This window comes from Aureispira sp. CCB-E (assembly GCF_031326345.1).
Classification (GTDB): Bacteria; Bacteroidota; Bacteroidia; order Chitinophagales; family Saprospiraceae; genus Aureispira.
In genome coordinates this window covers 294819-312842 of record NZ_CP133671.1, presented here as the reverse complement: position 1 = coordinate 312842, position 18024 = coordinate 294819, and the positions used below count along the sequence as shown (strand labels likewise).

The following is an 18024-nucleotide window of genomic DNA, read 5'->3' as shown; positions in this document are numbered from 1 at the left end:
CAGACGTTTGGTGTATGCTAGTCGTTGGAATAGATTTAAAAATAATAAACGAAAAAGTGTTAAAATATAAAAATTAACTGCCGCAGTTTTTAATACAACGTGTTGCAGTTTTAAATTCTTCGGGGGGGAGTCCAGGTATGGTCATAATACCTTTTAAGTATTCTACAGCCTTAGAACAGTTGCCCAAATAACAATATGCAATGCCTATATCTAGTAAAATTGTAGGGTTATCAGGAGTAATACGATTGAGTTGCAAACTATAATCCAACCATTTTTGAGTATTGGCTCTATCTTGCCCATTTTGGTTGGCTAAAATTTTATAACATAGACCTAAATATTGAATTGCTGGGGCATAGTCTGAATCAATGGCAATAGCTTGGTTGAGGAGATGGATAGCCACAGGAAAATCTTGTTGTTGCAAAGATAAGGTTGCTTGCCCTACAATGGCACTAACATAATCAGGTTTTGCTTTAATCGCTTGAGTATACTGATAGGCTGCTTGCTGAATATAGCTCTGTTTTAAGGAATCTTCTATTGCGCTATTGAATGCAGCATTATTATAAATATTACCTAAAAGCTCATAGCCTTTCCAAGGTTCAACACCGGCCAAAACAGATGCTTTGGCGCGTTCAAAAGCTAAGTTAGTTTGTTGCAAACTCAGATAGTAAGATCCTGCAATTGCATCTTCGTCTGTCTCTGAGTAATTGGTAGGGGTATAAAGAGGATTAAAAACTTTGCTAATAAAATAAGAGGTGCTAGAAGCTGCGACAGGCTTTAAATCTGAAAATAAGTCCTTAAACCCATTTCTTGTAAATCCATATTGCTGAATTAAGGCTTTGTTTTGAGGGGTGTTTTTCAAATAAACAGAGGCAACAGGATCGACAAAGACTAATTCATAGTTGGTGGAAGTTAGTAGATATTGGTGCAAGGACTGAAATTTAGGTCTAAACAAAACGACATAGTTGAAATTCAAAGAATCATCCTTTGCTTCAAATTCAGAAGGAATATTGGTAACTTTTGCAAAGTCGGTAAAAAAATCTGTTGGAAAAATATCCAAATCTCGCAAATCTATATAGGTTTTAAAATCAGGTTGTAATTTCCACAATAGATAAGCTGATGTTAGATAATCTGAAAAACAAGTGCCCTTGATCTCGTGTTGTTGAATGAATTCCGCAGCACCAATAGGATTGTGGCTGGACAAGACCTGCAAACCATAAGTGTCTCTAGAGTTAGACCATTCATGATACTTGCCTGTTATAACAGCTCCGTAAAAACATATACCAAGAACTAATAATACAGGATAAATCCATTTGGCTGCATTTATTTTTCTAAACAAATATTCCATCCCAATTGCAAAAAGAGGGGCTGCCGCTAAAATGAAAAATGGAATGTTCCGATAAGCAGTGATACTTAAATAGAACAGCATAAAAAAGAGCAAGCCATTACCCAAACCAAACTTCTGCACATTGCTGTCAAACCAAGCGACTAAACCAAGCTTTGAGTTGTGCTTTTGTGGTGTTGATTTTTTTTGGGTTTTCTTAGTTTTTTTTGTTTTTTTCTGAGAAACGGGTGTTGTCTTAACTTCTTGAGATAAGCGCTTTTTTTTCTGAATAAAGGGATAGAAAAAGATAAATAGTAAGCTAACACCTAAGAAAAGTAAATTGAGATAAGCTTGTTTTTCCCAGTAGCTCAATTTCCAAATAGAAGCTAGTTCTGTGGTGTATTGGTTTTTTCCCAACTGGTTAAAAATTTCAAATGGATGCCACCACATTTGAATTCCTCTAGGATTGAATGAAACAGCTAATAATGCCCCTAAAACGGCTATAGATAACAGTTCGGGAGTATCTACCTGCCATTGTTTTTTTTGAGCATAGATATAATGTAGCCATGTAGCCCCCAAATAAGCTAGCATCAAAACCATTCCTATTCCAAAAGCCTCGTGCATATTGGTCCAAAGTACCTGTAAGGGAATTAGCAACAAAATTAATTTCGAAGAAGGGCGGTAATGTTGTTTCCAAAACAACCACAAATAAATGGCAACCATAGCGTGACTCGTCATTTCTGGACGACCAATCAGACGATAGTCAATTGTAAAAAGCATTAATAATGCTGTAAAAATAAGCCCAGCAAATGGTCTGTTTTGATAGCTTGGTTGGTTGAAAGTGTATTGATGGATTATGTTGGTCGTTTTATAGAAAAAGGTTAAGATCAAAATAGTAACCAAGGCTTGAAATACAAAAATAAATTCCACCCCAAACCAATTTTTACCAACTGTAATGAGAATTTCAAACAACCATTTTACATTAATCCATTCTGTACCTGCAAAAGTATAAGAAAATGGATCTGTTTTGGTGACTTGCCCATGTTCCAACATCCATTCTCCTGTGCGGTACATCCACCAAAGGTCAGGTTCTCTCAAGGCTTTGAGACTAAGTACAATGCCTATTAAAAGACAAATTGCCCAACTGATACGTGCAATGGTTGATTGTTTGTTCATTGTTTTGAGTGTTCCTTAGTTGTTCTAATACATACGAGCATTCTTCAAGCAGCACTGTTTATATTTTTTTCCACTACCACAAGGGCAAGGATCGTTGCGACCAACTTTGTTTCCCGTATAATTTAGCATGGATTTAAAAGCAGTTTTAAGCCTATTCTTGGTGTCTTGTTGGAATACATGGCTCAAGATTTCATACAACTCAGGTTTATTTTTCTGCAAAGCCTTTGGATGTTCAAAGAAATATTCAGAAGCGACTGCAAAAAACTCTACTCGATTGGTAGCACCGTAAGGGTTCATACTCGATTTTCCTTCTTGTATGCGTTCGGTTTCTTTGCGAATAATCTCCAACCATGGAGCAATATATTGATGTTCCATAAAACGTTCTGGAATGCCATCATATTTCCCATCTGAAGCATCTAATAAATGAACAAACTCATGGATGCCCACATTTTTTTTATCGTTAGGATTGGTAAAACCCGCAATTAATGCAGGTTTGGAAAGAATCATAATACCTTGCATAAGCCCTGTGCCCACCATTCCTGTCACTGTTCTCCCTGGACCATCTGTTCTAAAATCTTTGGTAAAGGGACCGGGATAAATTAAAATTTCCCCTAAATTATCATATTCCCATTCAGGAAAGCCAAAAACAGGAATTTCGGCGCTAGCTGCTGCCAATACCAAAGTCATATCATCCACCTCTGTCTGAACTCCTGTTACCCTCGTTTCATGTAGAAAAATTTGAATTTCTGTTTCAAAACGTTTCTTTTCTTCTGGTGTTAATGCTTGATAAAAAACGACATATTGTTCTAGTATTTTACGCCAATTTTCGGGAAAAGGAGTTTTGACTAAGGCATTTCGTTCTCTGTATTTTTTTGTAAAAATGCTATACGTATTAAAACAGACTAATGCTCCTATAGCTAACAAAATATAGTAAATAGTATCAGATAGATTGTCCAAGCTGCTTATGACAAGCAGATAACAAGCGCCTATAATGGCGGAAAAGAGTAACGCTAAAAATTGATTTAATTGGGTTTTCTTTTTAGATAAATGCATGATAATAGATTGTAATCTGTATAAGAATAGGGCATTTTTACCAAAAACAAGATAATCAAAATCTAATAAAAGTTGACTTCTTTACTTAAATTGATATTTTTTGAACAAAGACTTTTATCTTGGTCGTGTTGTTGAACTATAAAAATTCTATTGATAAAAAATCAACGAACTACTAAGAAAAATAACGTACTATAAAGATATGATTCTGTATAATTTATTTCGATTGTTTTTGTGGGTAATGTATATCTGTTTCTTTAGGAGAGTCTATTATATAAATCCAGAACATATTCCTGCCAACGAGCCTTTAATTTTCATTTCGAATCATTCAAATGGTTTTATGGATCCCATACTAATTGCAGCGATGCAACGACGTCCTGTTTATTTTTGGGCTAGGGCTACGGAGTTTCCTAATAATTTGAAAGGGTGGTTGATGTATAAGTTGCATGGTTTGCCTATTTATAGGGTAGAGGAAGGCACAGAGAATATGTACAAAAATGAGGTGACTTTCAAAAAAACAAGAGAACTGCTTTATACAGGTTGGGATAGTGCTTTTATTGCGCCAGAGGGAAACTGCGTCCTGCAAAAAAAATTGCTTCCATTTAAAAAAGGATGTGCTCGATTGGCCTTTAAAATGATGGAGGAAAAGAATTGGGGAATAGACGTTAAAATTTTGCCTGCTGGAGTGAATTATACGTATCATGATAAATTTAGAAGCGAAGTGTATACACAGTTAGGAAAGCCATTGTCTGTACAGGATTATAAAGAAAAATACTTAGAAGATAAAGAAGCCGCTATTACGACCCTGACACAAGACATGCGAGTTGCACTACGAGCGCAAATGGTTTATATAGAAGAGGGAAACGAGATCTTGACAGAAAAGTTATTAGTTTTGGTTCGAAATAATTTTACTAGAAATATTTTTCCAATGTATTCTGCCAATCCAGAGGTTTGTCATGCCGAGCAAGCTATTGCCAACCATGTTAATGCCCTAAATACAGCGGAGAAAAATGCTTTAGAAAAACAAGTCGATGCCTACCAAGCAGCATTAGACGAAGAAGGAGTCAAGGATTATGCTGTTGCAGGAAAAAATAAACGTTCCTTATTTGGGTTATTGATTGGATTCCCTTTTTGGTTATTAGGGACATTATTTGGTCGTATTCCGCATATAGTTGCTCGTGATTTACGCAATAAATTTGTTCCTTTTGCCGAGTTTTCTACAAGCTTTGCTTTTACAGCTGCTTTTTTTGTATGGATTGTTTGGGGAATATTGGCGATAGGAATTGGTGCTTTTATGGTAGGTTGGTGGGCCTTGCTCTTGCCTTTTGTAATGGTCTTTTTTCAGACATATGCTTATCATTACAAGGATTATTACCAAGAATGGAAGGTCTTGGCGGATTATAAAAAGGTAGAGAATAAAACGAAATTGGAACAAAAACGAGCCAGTATTACTTGTTTGCAAATACAAAAATAGAGTTGTTATGAATATTTTCTTGCTAGTGATTTTTTCCTTAATTACGATAGAAAATATTACTGCCCAACATTATGAAAGTTATCAAAAATTAAAGGATACGACATTTTATTCCCATCACTTGGGCTATGCCAAAGAGCTTTCTATTGTCGTTCCTTTAGAGTGGGATACTGCCATCGCCAAAAAGTTTCCCGTTATTTTAATTTTTGATAAACAAAACAAACGAAGTAATCAGTATATTCTCAATACGATTGATTACATGACAACGAATTATCAAATGCCTTCTTGTGTGGTGATTAGTGTAGCTAGCTCATTTGAAAAGCGATATGCCGAAACCGTGCACCAGCCAACAACCTCAAAAGGGAAAGCTAAAGAGAATGAGCAATTTATTTTTGATGAATTATTGCCTTTGGCAGAAAAAGAACTTCGTGCGAGTACTTTTCGAATGTTGATTGGGCATTCAAGATACGGATATTATACCACCTCTTTATTTATTAATAGAATTAAAGATCTGAGTGCCGTGATTGCTCTATGCCCCTTTTACCAACAAAAGGGCGTCAATTGGGCTGATTCGGTGGTTCATTATTATCCGAATGGACATCAACCTGTAAAATATTACAGAGCAGGAATAGAAAGTGATTATATGCAAGATTATCATCATTTTGAAAATCAAGTCAATCGAAATCATATTAATATCAAAGGAATAGAATTTAAAACGGCTGATCATAATGTTATTCCAGGGCTAACGATTGCGCCAGCTTTGTACGAAGTCTTTTACTTTTGGGCGAATCAGCAGAACTTGTATTATAGCAATACGCATTTTAATGCAGCTCAATTGGATACAATTGAAACCCAAATAGAAGCGCATTATGGCGCAAAAATGCGCCTTTCAATAGGTGTTTTGAATGGGAAAGGCTGGGGGCTACTAGAGCGAAAAGAATATCAAAAGGCTATTGAAGCATGGGAGTTGTTGTTGCAAGAATACCCTAACTTTGCAGATGCTTATTGGGGAATAATTGAAGCTCAAAAAGAGTTGAAGATAGACACGACATCAACCATTCGATCCTTTAAAGCTTGTTTGGATCGGTACAACTATTATACGCCCCAAGAAAAAGAGGAGATGTTAAAAGAATTAGAAAAGTAAAATAGCTTGAATATAAAAAAGCGATTATTTTCAAATCAATTGAAAATAATCGCTTTTTAGTTGATTTATAAAAGATTTATAACCCTGCTTTAGCAGAAATCTCTAACATTTTGTCAATACAACCACGACCTTTATCAATAATTTCTTGCTCTAGAGTAACTTCTGGCAACTCATGTTTCATGCACAGATATAGTTTTTCCATTGTATTCAATTTCATGTGCGGACATTCGTTACAAGCACAAGTATTGGTAGGAGGAGCAGGATAAAAGGTCTTGTTTGGAGACGCTTTTTCCATTTGATGAATAATACCAGGCTCGGTAGCCACAATAAACTCATCAAACGCACTCTCTTTGGTATACTTTAACAAAGAACTAGTAGAACCAATATGGTCCGCAATTTCCAATAAATGAGCCTCACATTCAGGGTGCGCAATCAATTTAGCCTTAGGATGTTGAACTTGCAACTTTACAATTTTTTCTTTGCTAAAGATTTCATGTACCATACACGAACCATTCCAAAGAATCATATCCCGACCTGTTGTTTTCTGAAGATAAGCTCCTAGATTTTTGTCTGGTGCAAATATAATGGGTTGATCTTCTGGAATACTGTCAATGATTTGCTGAGCGTTGGTCGAAGTACAACAAATATCTGTCATGGTTTTTAATGCTGCTGTACAGTTGATATAACTAACAACTACATGATCTGGATATTTTTCCTTGAATTTCTTAAAAACAGGAGCTGGACATGAATCTGCCAAAGAACAACCTGCTTTCAAATCTGGTAACAATACTTTTTTGGACGGATTGAGCATTTTAGCTGTTTCTGCCATAAAATGTACTCCTGCAAAGACAATGATATCAGCATCTGTTGTGGCGGCTTTCTGAGCCAGTCCCAGGCTATCTCCGATATAGTCGGCAATGTCCTGGATTTCACTTTCTTGGTAATAATGCGCTAAAATGATGGCATTTTTTTCTTTTTTTAACTGCTCAATGGCAGCGACCAAGTCAAGCATTGGGTCCACTTCTACATCAAGAAATCCTTTTTGTTCTAGGTTTTCTTTTGCTTGTGTTAAACCTTGCATAACATTTTTGATTTATAAGTAAATCCCTTTAATTTTTAAAGTGCTTACTTAAGTTATATAATATATAGTTTGTTTTATTTTTAAACTAAGTTGAATCTTAACACTAAAACTTAGATTTAGCAAAAATAGTTCCCTTATTTTAAAAATAAAACAAAGTCTACTACTTTATTGTTCAAGATATCAAAAAATAAGTATTCTGTAAGGAATAGTAGCATTATTGGGGCAGCGAAACTAATTGGTCATTTTATGTTTCCAAACAAACATTTCTTTCTTCCAGATTAGAGCTAAGACCACTTTACCGTTTTGCCTAAACGTTAATTTATTTTTCTCCAAATCCATCGAAACAGCTTGTTCGGGATCTTGATTATAAAAATACATCCCCATACCTCCTTTTTGTAAGGTCTGAAGGTGTTTGTTGACCATAATCAAGAAATTATCGGGAAGGCATTCCAAAGTACAATCTCTCCATTTATTTTCTTTTTTTGTATAAATTTTGAATCCCCAATCACTACAACCAACAGGTTCCATGTCTAACCCTTTGTACAATTTAATATCATGCTGGTCAAATTGAAATTCAAGCAACCAAGATTTGTCCTTTTCATCCAAAAAAGAATAGTGAAAGCTCTGTTGCACCTCCTCTACGGGGCGGTTTTCAAATCCCCTAGAAAAAACGACTAAATTCTCACGAATATTTGCTTGTTGATAAACACGTTCGTTTTGCATATTGTTAATAAACAGAGAGGGATTTACTTTTTTAACGGCACGTGGTAATTCTTGACCGAAAGCAATCAAAGTAATAAGGCTTAGTAAAAGAGAAAAAAAGTATTTCATAATTGGGTAGGTGATAATCATTATAGTAATTAGCTTTGTTATTATTCGCTATGCTCATGAGAGCGCAAGGCTAGTTCCCTGCGGTCATGTCATGAGCCAGCAAGTTGGGGGCGCTGTTACTTCGTGGTCGTTGATTAGTTGCGTTGTTGCACAATTGATAATCAAAAAATTAACGCAAAATACAATAAAATTACAACTTGTTGATTGTTGTTAGGGCAATAAAGTTTACTTCGTGAGCGCTGCGCTTTTAGTTAGCTGCGTTGCCATTAATAACTTCATGAAAAAAGATTGCTCAGTCTAAATTACCAAACAATCCTTTCTAAATCAAAGATAATGCCTTTTGGGACATATATTTTTTATGATTCCCAGTTGACTGAATTAGCTTTTTTGCCACCCCATTCTACAACCGTATATCCTTTTCTGGAGGTTCTTTGAAGTTCTTGCGTAGGTATATCAATCGGAGCTTCTAGCGGCTGATAAACCATAAATACTCTAATCAACGATTCGGGAGCTGGTGTAATTTCTAACCTTGCATTTTGTGTGTATTCTTCTGTTGAAAAATGAATTAAGTTAAATCTATTCTTTTCTAACTCTGGCAACCAATAAGATACAAAGTCTGTAGCTTCTCTTCTGTTCAAGCCCATTAATGCTAGTTTTTCATCCAAAAAGTCGGCTACTTCGGTTCCTTTTACAACAAAACCTTTGTCTAGTGTATACTGAAAAGGGCTTTGTCCTTCCCAAAATAGGTAACTAAAATCTTTACCAGTAGTCTGTTCGGTAAGCATTCCATCAGGAGTCGCAGATACATTCCATCCTGTTGACACATTGTACTTGGGATAGGTATGGGTTAATACACCCGCAAAATGAACCTTTACATTAATGTCTTGTGTTGTTTCAGGGTACAAATAAATAACAGGCTTGCGAACAGCTTCAGGGTCTATAGCAATTTGGTTTTTCTCTTTAAATGATTTTGTATACAAGCGACCTAAATTAGTCCAAACATTAAAGGTACCTAGACGGTTGCCTTGATAAAAGCGTGCTTCTAGAATTCTACTACCCGATTCTATATGTGTACCAACCAATACTCCTGAAAACGGTTTTCCATTAAGTAATAGCGGTTGACCATATAGACCAATATCTTCCATATTGGCAAAAGGGGAGACGGCTTGATATTTTAGAGTTTTCTTATTTTCCTTGGCAATATAATCTTTAAAACCTAAGCCCAGTTTATGGTTCAAGGCTTCTTCTCTAGCTTTTTGTTCTTCGTTTTTACCATAAGTAATGTTATTGGTAACAGGGTCGTACTGCCAGTTTTTGAGATACAAGCCCTCTTGGTATTCTTTGAGGTGTCGATCAAATTCAGCTAATGTTTCTTTGACAGCAGCAGAAGAACTTTTCATCATGAGGTCACTAGCAGAAGGAGCTCTTCGAGTTGTGTTATAATCTGCTTCAGTAGTACAACTGTGGTAGGCAAGAGAAACAATGATTAGTAATCCTAATAGGTGTTTATTATCGATGGTGAAAGTATTCATGGTGCGTTAATTTAATCATGATAACGTTAAAAATGGGGGATCAGATGATATTTTTTTGACAGTCACTAAACTGTTTTTGCAACAGCGCAACACCTTGGTCAATAGAGTTTACTTGTTGAATATTGTAACGATGACAAACAATATCAACATTACCTTTTCTCCAAAAACCCTTAGGACAATGAACCAAGCACTTGCCAGACTGAGCAAATAATCCTAATTCCATTAAAGTAATTGGCGACTTAGTTTGAGGTTCAAAGTGAAAAAAAATAGCTTCGGCTCGATTTAGTGCGTCCAATTCCCAATCTACTTGTTCTTTGAAAATAGGATTGTCAATGGATTGTTCCCAAGAACTATCCCAAGATAATCTCCTTGGATTCCATATTATTATGTCAAAACTATCAAATTTGTTACCAACCAAGGTTTGCCAATCTGTTGCCATACCCATTTCTATGCTTCCTGCTAAAAAAAAGCTTCTTTTATTCGGTATGGTTTCCAAATTTTGAGGTGGTTTTATAATACTTGCCATCAGATGATTTGGTTTATTGAGTTTAGTGTAATATAATCTATGGTAACGAAAAAACGGAAAAAAAACTATAATTCTGTTGTTTCGAGAAGAATAAATGCTAGTCGGACTAAAATTTATATTCAAAAGTAGGATAAAAGAACTAGAAGCCTGATAACTAGATTGTACTATTTTTAGAATAGACTTAGGTATTAGTACCTAACTTTGGATATAAATTTGTTTTTTTGTTGCTTTAATAAGCACCTAGATCTATTGTCAATAGAGACTAGAGCGATTCGTTGAGAAATTAGATAGGATGTTTTCATGTTGATAGGGGTTGCTAATTTGATTAGGATGAATAAAGGAAATGTACTATAGAATAGTGATTATATGTTATAGTGCTATTCGTATAATATCTCTATATAAGTTAATAATAAATAAAAGTATCTTAAATTTAAATAAAAAAAGAATGGCAGGAGCATTATATTTAATTCCGACCCCTTTAGGAGATGGTGTTATTGAGCCACTTCCTGCATATATGATTCAGAAAGTTCATGAAATTGATGTCTTTATTGTAGAAAGAGGGAAAACAGCACGTCAATTTTTAAAAGCAATCAAGACACCTATTCCTTTGCAATCAATGACCTTTTTTGAGCTGAATAAACGTACAGATCCTGAGGATATACACTCGTTTTTGATGCCTGCTATAAAAGAGGGAAAAAACATAGGTCTATTGTCCGAAGCTGGTTGTCCAGGGGTGGCTGATCCAGGTGCTGAGGTGGTTCAATTGGCGCACAAAAAAGGCATCAGAGTAGTTCCTATGGTGGGACCATCTTCTATTTTATTAGCTTTGATGGCTTCGGGGATGAATGGACAACAGTTTGCTTTTCATGGATATTTGCCCATCAAAACACCTGATCGAAAGAAAGCTTTAAAAGATTTGGAGCGCCGTTCTGCTAAAAATAATCAAACACAAATTTTTATAGAAACCCCCTATAGAAATGATGGCTTTGTAGAGGATGCCTTATCAGTACTTCAAAACAACACTTTATTTGGCATTGCCACCGATATTACACTTCCCTCAGAATACATTTGTACGCAGACTATTCAAAAATGGAAGAAAATCAATATTCCTAATTTACATAAACGACCAACGATTTTTTTGCTACTAGCACGTTAGTTATCCGATTTCCAATTAAAAATAATAAACATGATTTACAAAAAAATAAGTGTACTGTTGTTGATATGTTTAATGGCAACTGGCTCTTTTGCTCAAATCTTGGATGAAGATGCCGAAATTAAGTACATAAAAAAAATGTACAGTAATATACTAACAGAAAGCCCTGCTCATGATTGGTTGCATTATTTGTGCAAACAAGCAGGTGGACGATTAGGAGGTTCGCCCGAATATGCAGCAGCCGTTTCTTACACTTCTCATATGTTGGATACGTTGGGGTGTGATAAAGTATGGACGCAACCTGTCGAAGTACCTTATTGGAGAAGGGGCGCTGTTGAAAAGGCTAAGATTGTAAATTCTGAATATATTGGAACGGTTGATTTGGCCGTTACTGCTTTAGGTTTTTCAGGTGGTACAGGTGCTTTGGGTATTACAGGGGAAGTGGTAGAAGTGAAAAACTTTGAGGAGTTGGAAGCATTAGGAAAAGATAATGTGAAAGGAAAAATTGTCTTTTTTAACCGACCAATGGAAATTACCAAACTAAATACTTTTCATGCTTATGGAGCTGCCGTAAATCAACGTACTGCTGGTCCTAGGAAAGCGGCTGAATTGGGTGCTGTAGGAGCGATTGTTCGTTCTATGACAGTTAAACAAGATAATACGCCTCATTCTGGCGTTACTTCTTTTAATAACCAAGAGCCAATTCCTGCGGTGGGTATCGGGTTGCAAGATGCAGATTTATTGAGTGAATTATTAGAAAAAGAACCGAAGGTAAAAGTAAACATTCAATTGAGTTGTCGACATATGGGAAAGCGGATAGCACATACTGTCATTGGCGAAATTAAGGGAACAGAAAAGCCAGATGAAATTATTCTTGTTGGTGGACATTTAGACTCGTGGGATATTGGAGAGGGAGCACACGATGATGGAGCAGGGTGTGTTCAGTCTATGGAAGTTTTGCATGTGTTCAAACGTATGGGGATTCGTCCGAAACATACCATTCGTTGTGTGTTGTTTGCGAATGAAGAAAATGGTTTGTTTGGCGCAACAGAATACGCCAAACAAGCTAAATTAAAAGGAGAAAAACACATTGCAGCAATAGAATCGGATGCAGGAGGACATACTCCAAGTGGGTTTCGAATGGATGCTGCTTCAGACATTGCAAATGCAAGTTATGATCAAGTGAAAAAATGGCGAACAATTTTTGCTTCGGTAGGAGTATGGGATATACAAGCGGGTGGTTCAGCAGCTGATATTTCTAGACTCAAAGATCAAGGAACGGTATTGTTTGGATACCGCCCAGATAGTCAACGCTATTTTGATTTTCATCATTCGGCAAACGATGTGTTTGAAAATGTGCACAAAAGAGAGTTGCTATTGGGAGGAGGTGCTATGGCTGCCTTGGTTTATTTAATAGATAAGTACGGAGTTCGATAATGAAAAAAGAATTAAAATATGGTGTGGTATGGCTGGTGCTGTGGGGGACAATACTAGGTATCGGAGGCTGTGACGTTGAAGACGTGACTTATACTTCTAAAATGCATCAATTACCAACCGACTTAGATTTATCAGATGTCTATTTCTTAAATCAAGACACAGGTTATGTGAGTGCTGGAAACTTATTTACAGCAGGGTTGGTATTGGGAACATACAATGGAGGAATAACTTGGGATACCATAGTAGCTTATGAAAGAGGAGTGAATAGCCTGTCGTATCAAAATGGAATATTTACGGCAAGTCTTTGTGGACAACGAATGTATAGTAGTCCCGACTTTTCCAATTGGACGTTTAATAATGCTAATCTGGGATGGTGGAATTGGCAAAAGCACATTCGTTTAATGGATAATCGAGTCTTATTGGTTGGTGGCGAAAATTTTGGAAGTGGATACATTCATATATATGATCCTACGCAAGGGAATATAACAATTAAAGATACGTTTAATCATGAAATAGCAGATATTGCTGTTACAGGTAATCGCACGATACACGCAGTTGGTTATGGTTTGATCTTAAAATCAACGGATGAGGGAAATTCTTGGATACTAAGTTCAATTACAGGTGATTTTTTCAAAGGGGTTGATTTTGTAGGTGATAACATTGGGTATGTTGTAGGAGAATATGGAACTGTTTACAAAACAACAAATGGCGGCAATTCTTGGAAGACTTGTCGTGGGGGGAATTCTGTGTTTGCAGACCAAAGTAAATTGTTGAGAGATGTTGCCTTTTTGAATGAATCGACAGGTTTTTTGGTCGGAACCAATAATTTAGTCTATCGTACAACAGATGGCGGAAAGCTATGGAAAAGGATTAGTAATTTAGATGGGTATGCAGATTTTAATGCTATTCGAATTCAACATGGAAATGCTTACCTTACTGGACACGAAGGAAATTTGCTGATTATCGATTTGGAATAGTTTTTTCATCCTAAGTAAGTGATCAAAAAACATAGTAAAAAATGGGGACTACGAAATGAATAATATGGAATCAATGAAATATAGTGTATTAGGAATACTACTCTTAGTTGGATTAGAAACGTTTGCCCAATTATTGCCTTTACAAGAATTGGAAAAAAAGCCCGTTTATTATTCTATTGATCAAGCTGTTCGAGAAGCGGATAAAGCATTGCGATTGAAAGTTTTGCGCAGGGCATATACTTTTCCAACGGCTGTTCCAAGAATGGATAAGCTGCAATGGCTAAATATGAATCATACCTTAGTGGAAACGATTCCTGATGCTATTACGGGAATGAAAATGCTACAGGTTTTAGAAATTCGTGGCAATAAATTAAAGAAGTTACCAGAAGCACTTTGCGAGATGAAAAACTTGCGTCGGTTGGATGTTTCCAAAAATCACTTGACCTCTTTACCTACTAACTTTGCACAATTGAACCAATTAGAGTGGTTAGTTTTGAGTCAAAATGAAAAGTTAACAAGTCTTCCCTCTGAAATTTTTACAAGAAAGCGGCTTCAGCGTTTAGAAATTAGTAAAATCCGTTTGGAACAATTGCCAGAATCAATTGGTGATCTAACAGCATTGGAGGTCTTGGATATTAGCCACAATCAATTAACAAAAATCCCTAGCCAAATAGGTCATTTGACGGCTATTAGAAAATTGTCTCTAGGAAACAATCCCGTTAAAAAAGCAAATGATATTTATAAATGGTTGGGAAATTTAAAACAATTAGAAAGCTTAAATTTAGATGGTTTAGGACTAAGCAAATTGTTTTCTGATGTTAATGAGTTGGAACAATTGACAGACTTTAGTGTGCAGTTAAATAAAATCAAGCGTTTGCCTTATGAGTTGTATAAAATGAAGCAATTAGTGCGATTAGATATTGGTTCTAACCTTTTAGATACCCTTCCAAACGAATTGGGCAAGCTAAGTAACTTAACTTATTTAAACTTAGAGCGAAATGAGTTTACAGAACTACCCGATATCTTTTCTAATTTTAAGAAATTGTTGGTTCTAAAATTGGATGCTAATAGAATTACAGCATTGCCAAAGAGTATCGGGAAACTTGCACAACTAGAAGAACTAAATATAGCCAATACAGGAATTAGAAACCTACCAAGTGGATTTGGCGAATTAAAAAATTTAACGCATCTGAATATAGCATTTAACCGCTATCTAAGTATTTCTCGTGCAGCTAAAGAATTGGTACAATTGACGAGTCTAAAACACTTAGAAATGATAGAAAATGAGCATAAGTCGTTGCCTGATATATTAACAACACTTCCTGCTATAGAGTACTGGAATTTGAGGGATAATAAATTGACACGTCTACCAGAAGACTTTGGTCATCTCAAAACTTTGAAACGACTAGAATTGCGTTATAATGACTTGAAAGAACTTCCCGAATCAATTGGCAACTTAGAAAGCCTAGAACATTTGGATTTGGGATACAATCAACTTAAAACATTGCCAGCATCTATTCAGAATTTAAAAAAATTGAAACTATTGAAGTTGGAACGCAATAAGTTGACAGAAGAAGAACAAGCAAAAATAAAAGCATGGTTACCCAATACTAAAATTGTGTTTCATCATTAAATGTGAACCTGCTTAAGAACCAACAAGTTTACTAGGAGATGTTTTTGCGTAATTTTTAAGCCTTTCCCAACTGGGTGATGTTTGTTTTTTGATTCATGTGATAGAACTTCTATTCAAGCATACACGTTGAAATAGATAGACAGATAGGATAATAAAGTTGTTTTTATAATAATATTAACAAGAAAAATATTACTATTTGATATATTTTTTCAATATTGTATATTGAAAGTAAGAATTATAACCCCGCTGATTATCATTGTCATAATTATTATAATTATTGCTCTTATTCCCGACTATATTGAGCTTGTAAGAATAGTCAGCCCAAAACATATTCAAAAAATGGAAAAACAATTTTGGATTGATTCCTGGAATGAAGGAGGATTTAAAACCTCTTTTCATAGAAAGGACATACACCCCTATATTTTGGAGTACCTAACGCCAGAAAAAATAGAAGGAAAGAGAATTTTAGTCCCGCTTTGTGGCAAGAGCATTGATTTGGTTTACTTTAGTCAATATGCCAAACATGTCATTGGGGTAGAGTTGGCAGAAAAGGCTATTTATCAGTTTTTTGAAGAACAAGGACTAGCATTTGAAAAACAAGGAAATCGCTTTGAAAGCAATCAGTTGACTATTATCAATGCTGATTTTTTTTCGCTCAGTACAGAAGCTGTTGGAGAGATTGATTTGGTCTATGATAGAGCTGCTTTGGTCGCATTGCCTCTTTCCATGAGATTGAAGTATGTAGCAAAGATACAACAAATATTGCCCTTGAATGCACAACAATTTATCAACACATTAGAATATGCCCCCATCAAAGAAGAGCCTCCTTTTAGTATATCACCTAAAGATTTAATGGCTTATTATGGGAATTCATTTGACGTAGAGCATTTAAAATCACCACTTATTCCTAATCATGGATTAATTCGGTGCTGGGGCTTAGATTACGTCAAAGAGCATGGTTTTTTGTTAACAAAAAAATAAGAAAGTGAAAAAAAATCTGAAAAAACTTGCATTCTAAAATAAAACGTCTAATCTTTGTATCAATGCAAAAAGAAACAAACATATCAAATTTTGGACAAAAATCTAGCAACGCTCTTGTTGCTTGGTGGTGGACTACTTCCCTTCGATGGCGAGAGTAGCAGACCTCCTATATATCCATTTTCAGATAACAACTCATATATAGAACTTGCAAATCTCTCGTAGATTTGCAAGTTTTTTTTTGTCTAATACCAATCTTTTTACAAAATCACTTATCCGATGAATTTAATGAAGTTTAGGACGATTAGTCGTACTCGCTTAGCAGATTTGCATACTCCTGTCAGCATTTACCTGCAATTAAGAGACAAAATGGCGCACAGTTTATTGTTAGAAAGCTCTGATTACCAATCAAAAGAAAATAGCTATTCTTTTATTTGTGCAGAACCAATTGCCGAATTGATGATACAAGACCGAGTGCTGAAATATCATTTTCCAGATGGAACGGTAGAGAACTTTCAGATACCGCCCAAGAATAATGTTTCTAATTTACTGGAGCAATTTTGCAATCGATTTCAGTTTGAAGGAGCAGCTGCTTATCAACGATTTAATGGATTGTTTGGTCATACTAATTTTGATGCCGTTCAGTATTTTGAAACATTGGAATTAGATGCGACCAAACGGCAACATGATTTGCCAGATTTGAGATATGCGGTCTATCGTTATGTCATTGTTATCAATCATTATACGAGTGAGATGTACTTACTGGAAAATCTGTTAGAAGGTCAGGAAAGTGAATTGGATAAAGTAGAGCGTTATTTAAAAAAAGGAGCATTGACCACTTATCAATTTGAATTAGATGGAAAAAGGACTAGCAATTTAAGTGATGAAGCATTCAAAGATTTGGTTAGAAAAGGGAAAGAACATTGTGCCCTTGGAGATGTTTTTCAGATTGTTTTTGCTCGCCAATTTCAGCAACATTTCAAAGGAGATGATTTTAATGTTTACCGAGCGTTGCGTTCTATTAATCCTTCCCCATACCTATTTTATTTTGATTATGGAGCTTACAAAATATTTGGATCTTCCCCAGAAGCTCAACTAGTTATTCGAGACCGCAAAGTAACGCTAACGCCCATTGCAGGCACCTATAAACGAACAGGTAATGCAAAATTAGATCAAGAAAATGCTACTGCTTTACTTGCTGACCCAAAAGAGAATGCAGAGCATGTGATGTTGGTAGACTTAGCTCGTAATGATTTGAATCGACACACACAAAATGTAGTGGTAGAAGAGTATAAAGAAATTCAGTATTACAGTCATGTTATTCATCTTATCTCTAAAGTGAAAGGAGATTTACCCACTGACGCAAATATTTTTCAGGTCTTTGGCGATACTTTTCCAGCAGGAACCTTATCAGGAGCACCTAAATATAAAGCACTAGAGTTGATTAATGAATACGAAAACCAAAGCAGGGGCTTTTATGGAGGTGCTATTGGCTTTTTTAATCCCAAAGGTCAGCTAAATCAGGCGATAATGATTCGATCCTTTATGAGCAAAGACAACTGTCTGTATTATCAAGCAGGGGCTGGTATTGTGATAGATTCAGAAGAAGAAAAAGAATTGCAAGAAGTCAATAATAAACTAGCTGCTCTCCAAAAGGCGCTAAATCAGGCTATTGAAGTATAACTAAATCAGGTGCTGTAGATGGTTCGCTCAC

Annotated in this window: 14 protein-coding genes; 8 read left to right on the top strand and 6 right to left on the bottom strand. The window is 35.7% G+C overall.

What is annotated here, in order from left to right; all coding sequences use genetic code 11:
- Positions 1-73: 73 nt before the first annotated feature.
- Both QP953_RS01265 and QP953_RS01260 read right to left on the bottom strand, forming a co-directional pair.
- Positions 74-2497, bottom strand: a complete 2424-nt coding sequence (locus QP953_RS01265) for a cytochrome C biosynthesis protein (RefSeq protein ID WP_309553713.1) — start codon at positions 2495-2497, stop codon at positions 74-76.
- Positions 2498-2521: 24 nt separating this feature from the next.
- A complete protein-coding gene (locus tag QP953_RS01260) occupies positions 2522-3550 on the bottom strand; it encodes a zinc-dependent peptidase (RefSeq protein ID WP_052596449.1) in 1029 nt (342 codons plus the stop codon).
- A 199-nt stretch (positions 3551-3749) separates the two neighbouring features.
- On the opposite strand from QP953_RS01260, the gene QP953_RS01255 reads away from it, so the two are divergent.
- Together QP953_RS01255 and QP953_RS01250 are read left to right on the top strand one after the other, a co-directional pair.
- Positions 3750-5021: a 1-acyl-sn-glycerol-3-phosphate acyltransferase gene (locus QP953_RS01255; RefSeq protein WP_309553712.1), complete on the top strand. Its 1272-nt coding sequence runs from the start codon at positions 3750-3752 to the stop codon at positions 5019-5021.
- A 7-nt stretch (positions 5022-5028) separates the two neighbouring features.
- Complete coding sequence (locus QP953_RS01250; protein ID WP_309553711.1) at positions 5029-6162, top strand: alpha/beta hydrolase-fold protein; 1134 nt, start codon at positions 5029-5031, stop codon at positions 6160-6162.
- 76 nt (positions 6163-6238) lie between these two features.
- On the opposite strand, the gene nadA is transcribed toward QP953_RS01250, so the two are convergent.
- The 4 genes from nadA to QP953_RS01230 all read right to left on the bottom strand — a co-directional run bounded on the left by nadA (position 6239) and on the right by QP953_RS01230 (position 10132).
- Complete coding sequence (gene nadA, locus QP953_RS01245; RefSeq protein WP_052596443.1) at positions 6239-7243, bottom strand: quinolinate synthase NadA; 1005 nt, start codon at positions 7241-7243, stop codon at positions 6239-6241.
- 231 nt (positions 7244-7474) lie between these two features.
- Positions 7475-8074, bottom strand: coding sequence for a hypothetical protein (locus tag QP953_RS01240; protein ID WP_156039750.1), 600 nt, complete (start codon positions 8072-8074; stop codon positions 7475-7477).
- A gap of 356 nt (positions 8075-8430) precedes the next feature.
- Positions 8431-9606, bottom strand: coding sequence for a hypothetical protein (locus tag QP953_RS01235; protein ID WP_309553710.1), 1176 nt, complete (start codon positions 9604-9606; stop codon positions 8431-8433).
- Positions 9607-9646: 40 nt separating this feature from the next.
- Entirely contained in the window at positions 9647-10132 is a 486-nt protein-coding gene (locus QP953_RS01230) for a nucleoside 2-deoxyribosyltransferase domain-containing protein (RefSeq protein WP_309553709.1), read from the bottom strand.
- Between the two features lie 445 nt (positions 10133-10577).
- Between QP953_RS01230 and QP953_RS01225 the strand changes: the two genes are divergently transcribed.
- The 6 genes from QP953_RS01225 to QP953_RS01200 all read left to right on the top strand — a co-directional run bounded on the left by QP953_RS01225 (position 10578) and on the right by QP953_RS01200 (position 17993).
- A complete protein-coding gene (locus QP953_RS01225) occupies positions 10578-11288 on the top strand; it encodes an SAM-dependent methyltransferase (RefSeq protein WP_052596434.1) in 711 nt (236 codons plus the stop codon).
- Positions 11289-11318: 30 nt separating this feature from the next.
- Positions 11319-12722 (top strand): M20/M25/M40 family metallo-hydrolase, encoded by a 1404-nt coding sequence (locus QP953_RS01220; RefSeq protein ID WP_052596433.1) that lies wholly within the window; start codon positions 11319-11321, stop codon positions 12720-12722.
- On the top strand, positions 12722-13699 hold the full coding sequence (locus tag QP953_RS01215; protein ID WP_052596430.1) for a YCF48-related protein: 978 nt from the start codon (positions 12722-12724) through the stop codon (positions 13697-13699). Before QP953_RS01220 ends, QP953_RS01215 begins: the two co-directional genes overlap by 1 nt.
- 73 nt (positions 13700-13772) lie before the next feature.
- Positions 13773-15332, top strand: coding sequence for a leucine-rich repeat domain-containing protein (locus tag QP953_RS01210; RefSeq protein ID WP_309553708.1), 1560 nt, complete (start codon positions 13773-13775; stop codon positions 15330-15332).
- A 339-nt stretch (positions 15333-15671) separates the two neighbouring features.
- Complete coding sequence (locus QP953_RS01205) at positions 15672-16313, top strand: thiopurine S-methyltransferase (protein ID WP_052596426.1); 642 nt, start codon at positions 15672-15674, stop codon at positions 16311-16313.
- Positions 16314-16589: 276 nt separating this feature from the next.
- Entirely contained in the window at positions 16590-17993 is a 1404-nt protein-coding gene (locus QP953_RS01200) for an anthranilate synthase component I family protein (RefSeq protein WP_309553707.1), read from the top strand.
- The last annotated feature ends 31 nt before the right edge of the window (positions 17994-18024 follow it).

Bases quoted from the DNA above. Each gene is read 5' to 3' on its own strand.
- QP953_RS01265 (WP_309553713.1), bottom strand. From the start codon at position 2,497: ATGAACAAACAATCAACCATTGCACGTATCAGTTGGGCAATTTGTCTT.
- QP953_RS01205 (WP_052596426.1), top strand. From the start codon at position 15,672: ATGGAAAAACAATTTTGGATTGATTCCTGGAATGAAGGAGGATTTAAA.
- QP953_RS01200 (WP_309553707.1), top strand. From the start codon at position 16,590: ATGAATTTAATGAAGTTTAGGACGATTAGTCGTACTCGCTTAGCAGAT.
- QP953_RS01210 (WP_309553708.1), top strand. From the start codon at position 13,773: ATGAAATATAGTGTATTAGGAATACTACTCTTAGTTGGATTAGAAACG.
- QP953_RS01250 (WP_309553711.1), top strand. From the start codon at position 5,029: ATGAATATTTTCTTGCTAGTGATTTTTTCCTTAATTACGATAGAAAAT.
- QP953_RS01230 (WP_309553709.1), bottom strand. From the start codon at position 10,132: ATGGCAAGTATTATAAAACCACCTCAAAATTTGGAAACCATACCGAAT.
- QP953_RS01220 (WP_052596433.1), top strand. From the start codon at position 11,319: ATGATTTACAAAAAAATAAGTGTACTGTTGTTGATATGTTTAATGGCA.
- QP953_RS01225 (WP_052596434.1), top strand. From the start codon at position 10,578: ATGGCAGGAGCATTATATTTAATTCCGACCCCTTTAGGAGATGGTGTT.
- QP953_RS01255 (WP_309553712.1), top strand. From the start codon at position 3,750: ATGATTCTGTATAATTTATTTCGATTGTTTTTGTGGGTAATGTATATC.
- QP953_RS01235 (WP_309553710.1), bottom strand. From the start codon at position 9,606: ATGAATACTTTCACCATCGATAATAAACACCTATTAGGATTACTAATC.
- QP953_RS01260 (WP_052596449.1), bottom strand. From the start codon at position 3,550: ATGCATTTATCTAAAAAGAAAACCCAATTAAATCAATTTTTAGCGTTA.
- nadA (WP_052596443.1), bottom strand. From the start codon at position 7,243: ATGCAAGGTTTAACACAAGCAAAAGAAAACCTAGAACAAAAAGGATTT.
- QP953_RS01215 (WP_052596430.1), top strand. From the start codon at position 12,722: ATGAAAAAAGAATTAAAATATGGTGTGGTATGGCTGGTGCTGTGGGGG.
- QP953_RS01240 (WP_156039750.1), bottom strand. From the start codon at position 8,074: ATGAAATACTTTTTTTCTCTTTTACTAAGCCTTATTACTTTGATTGCT.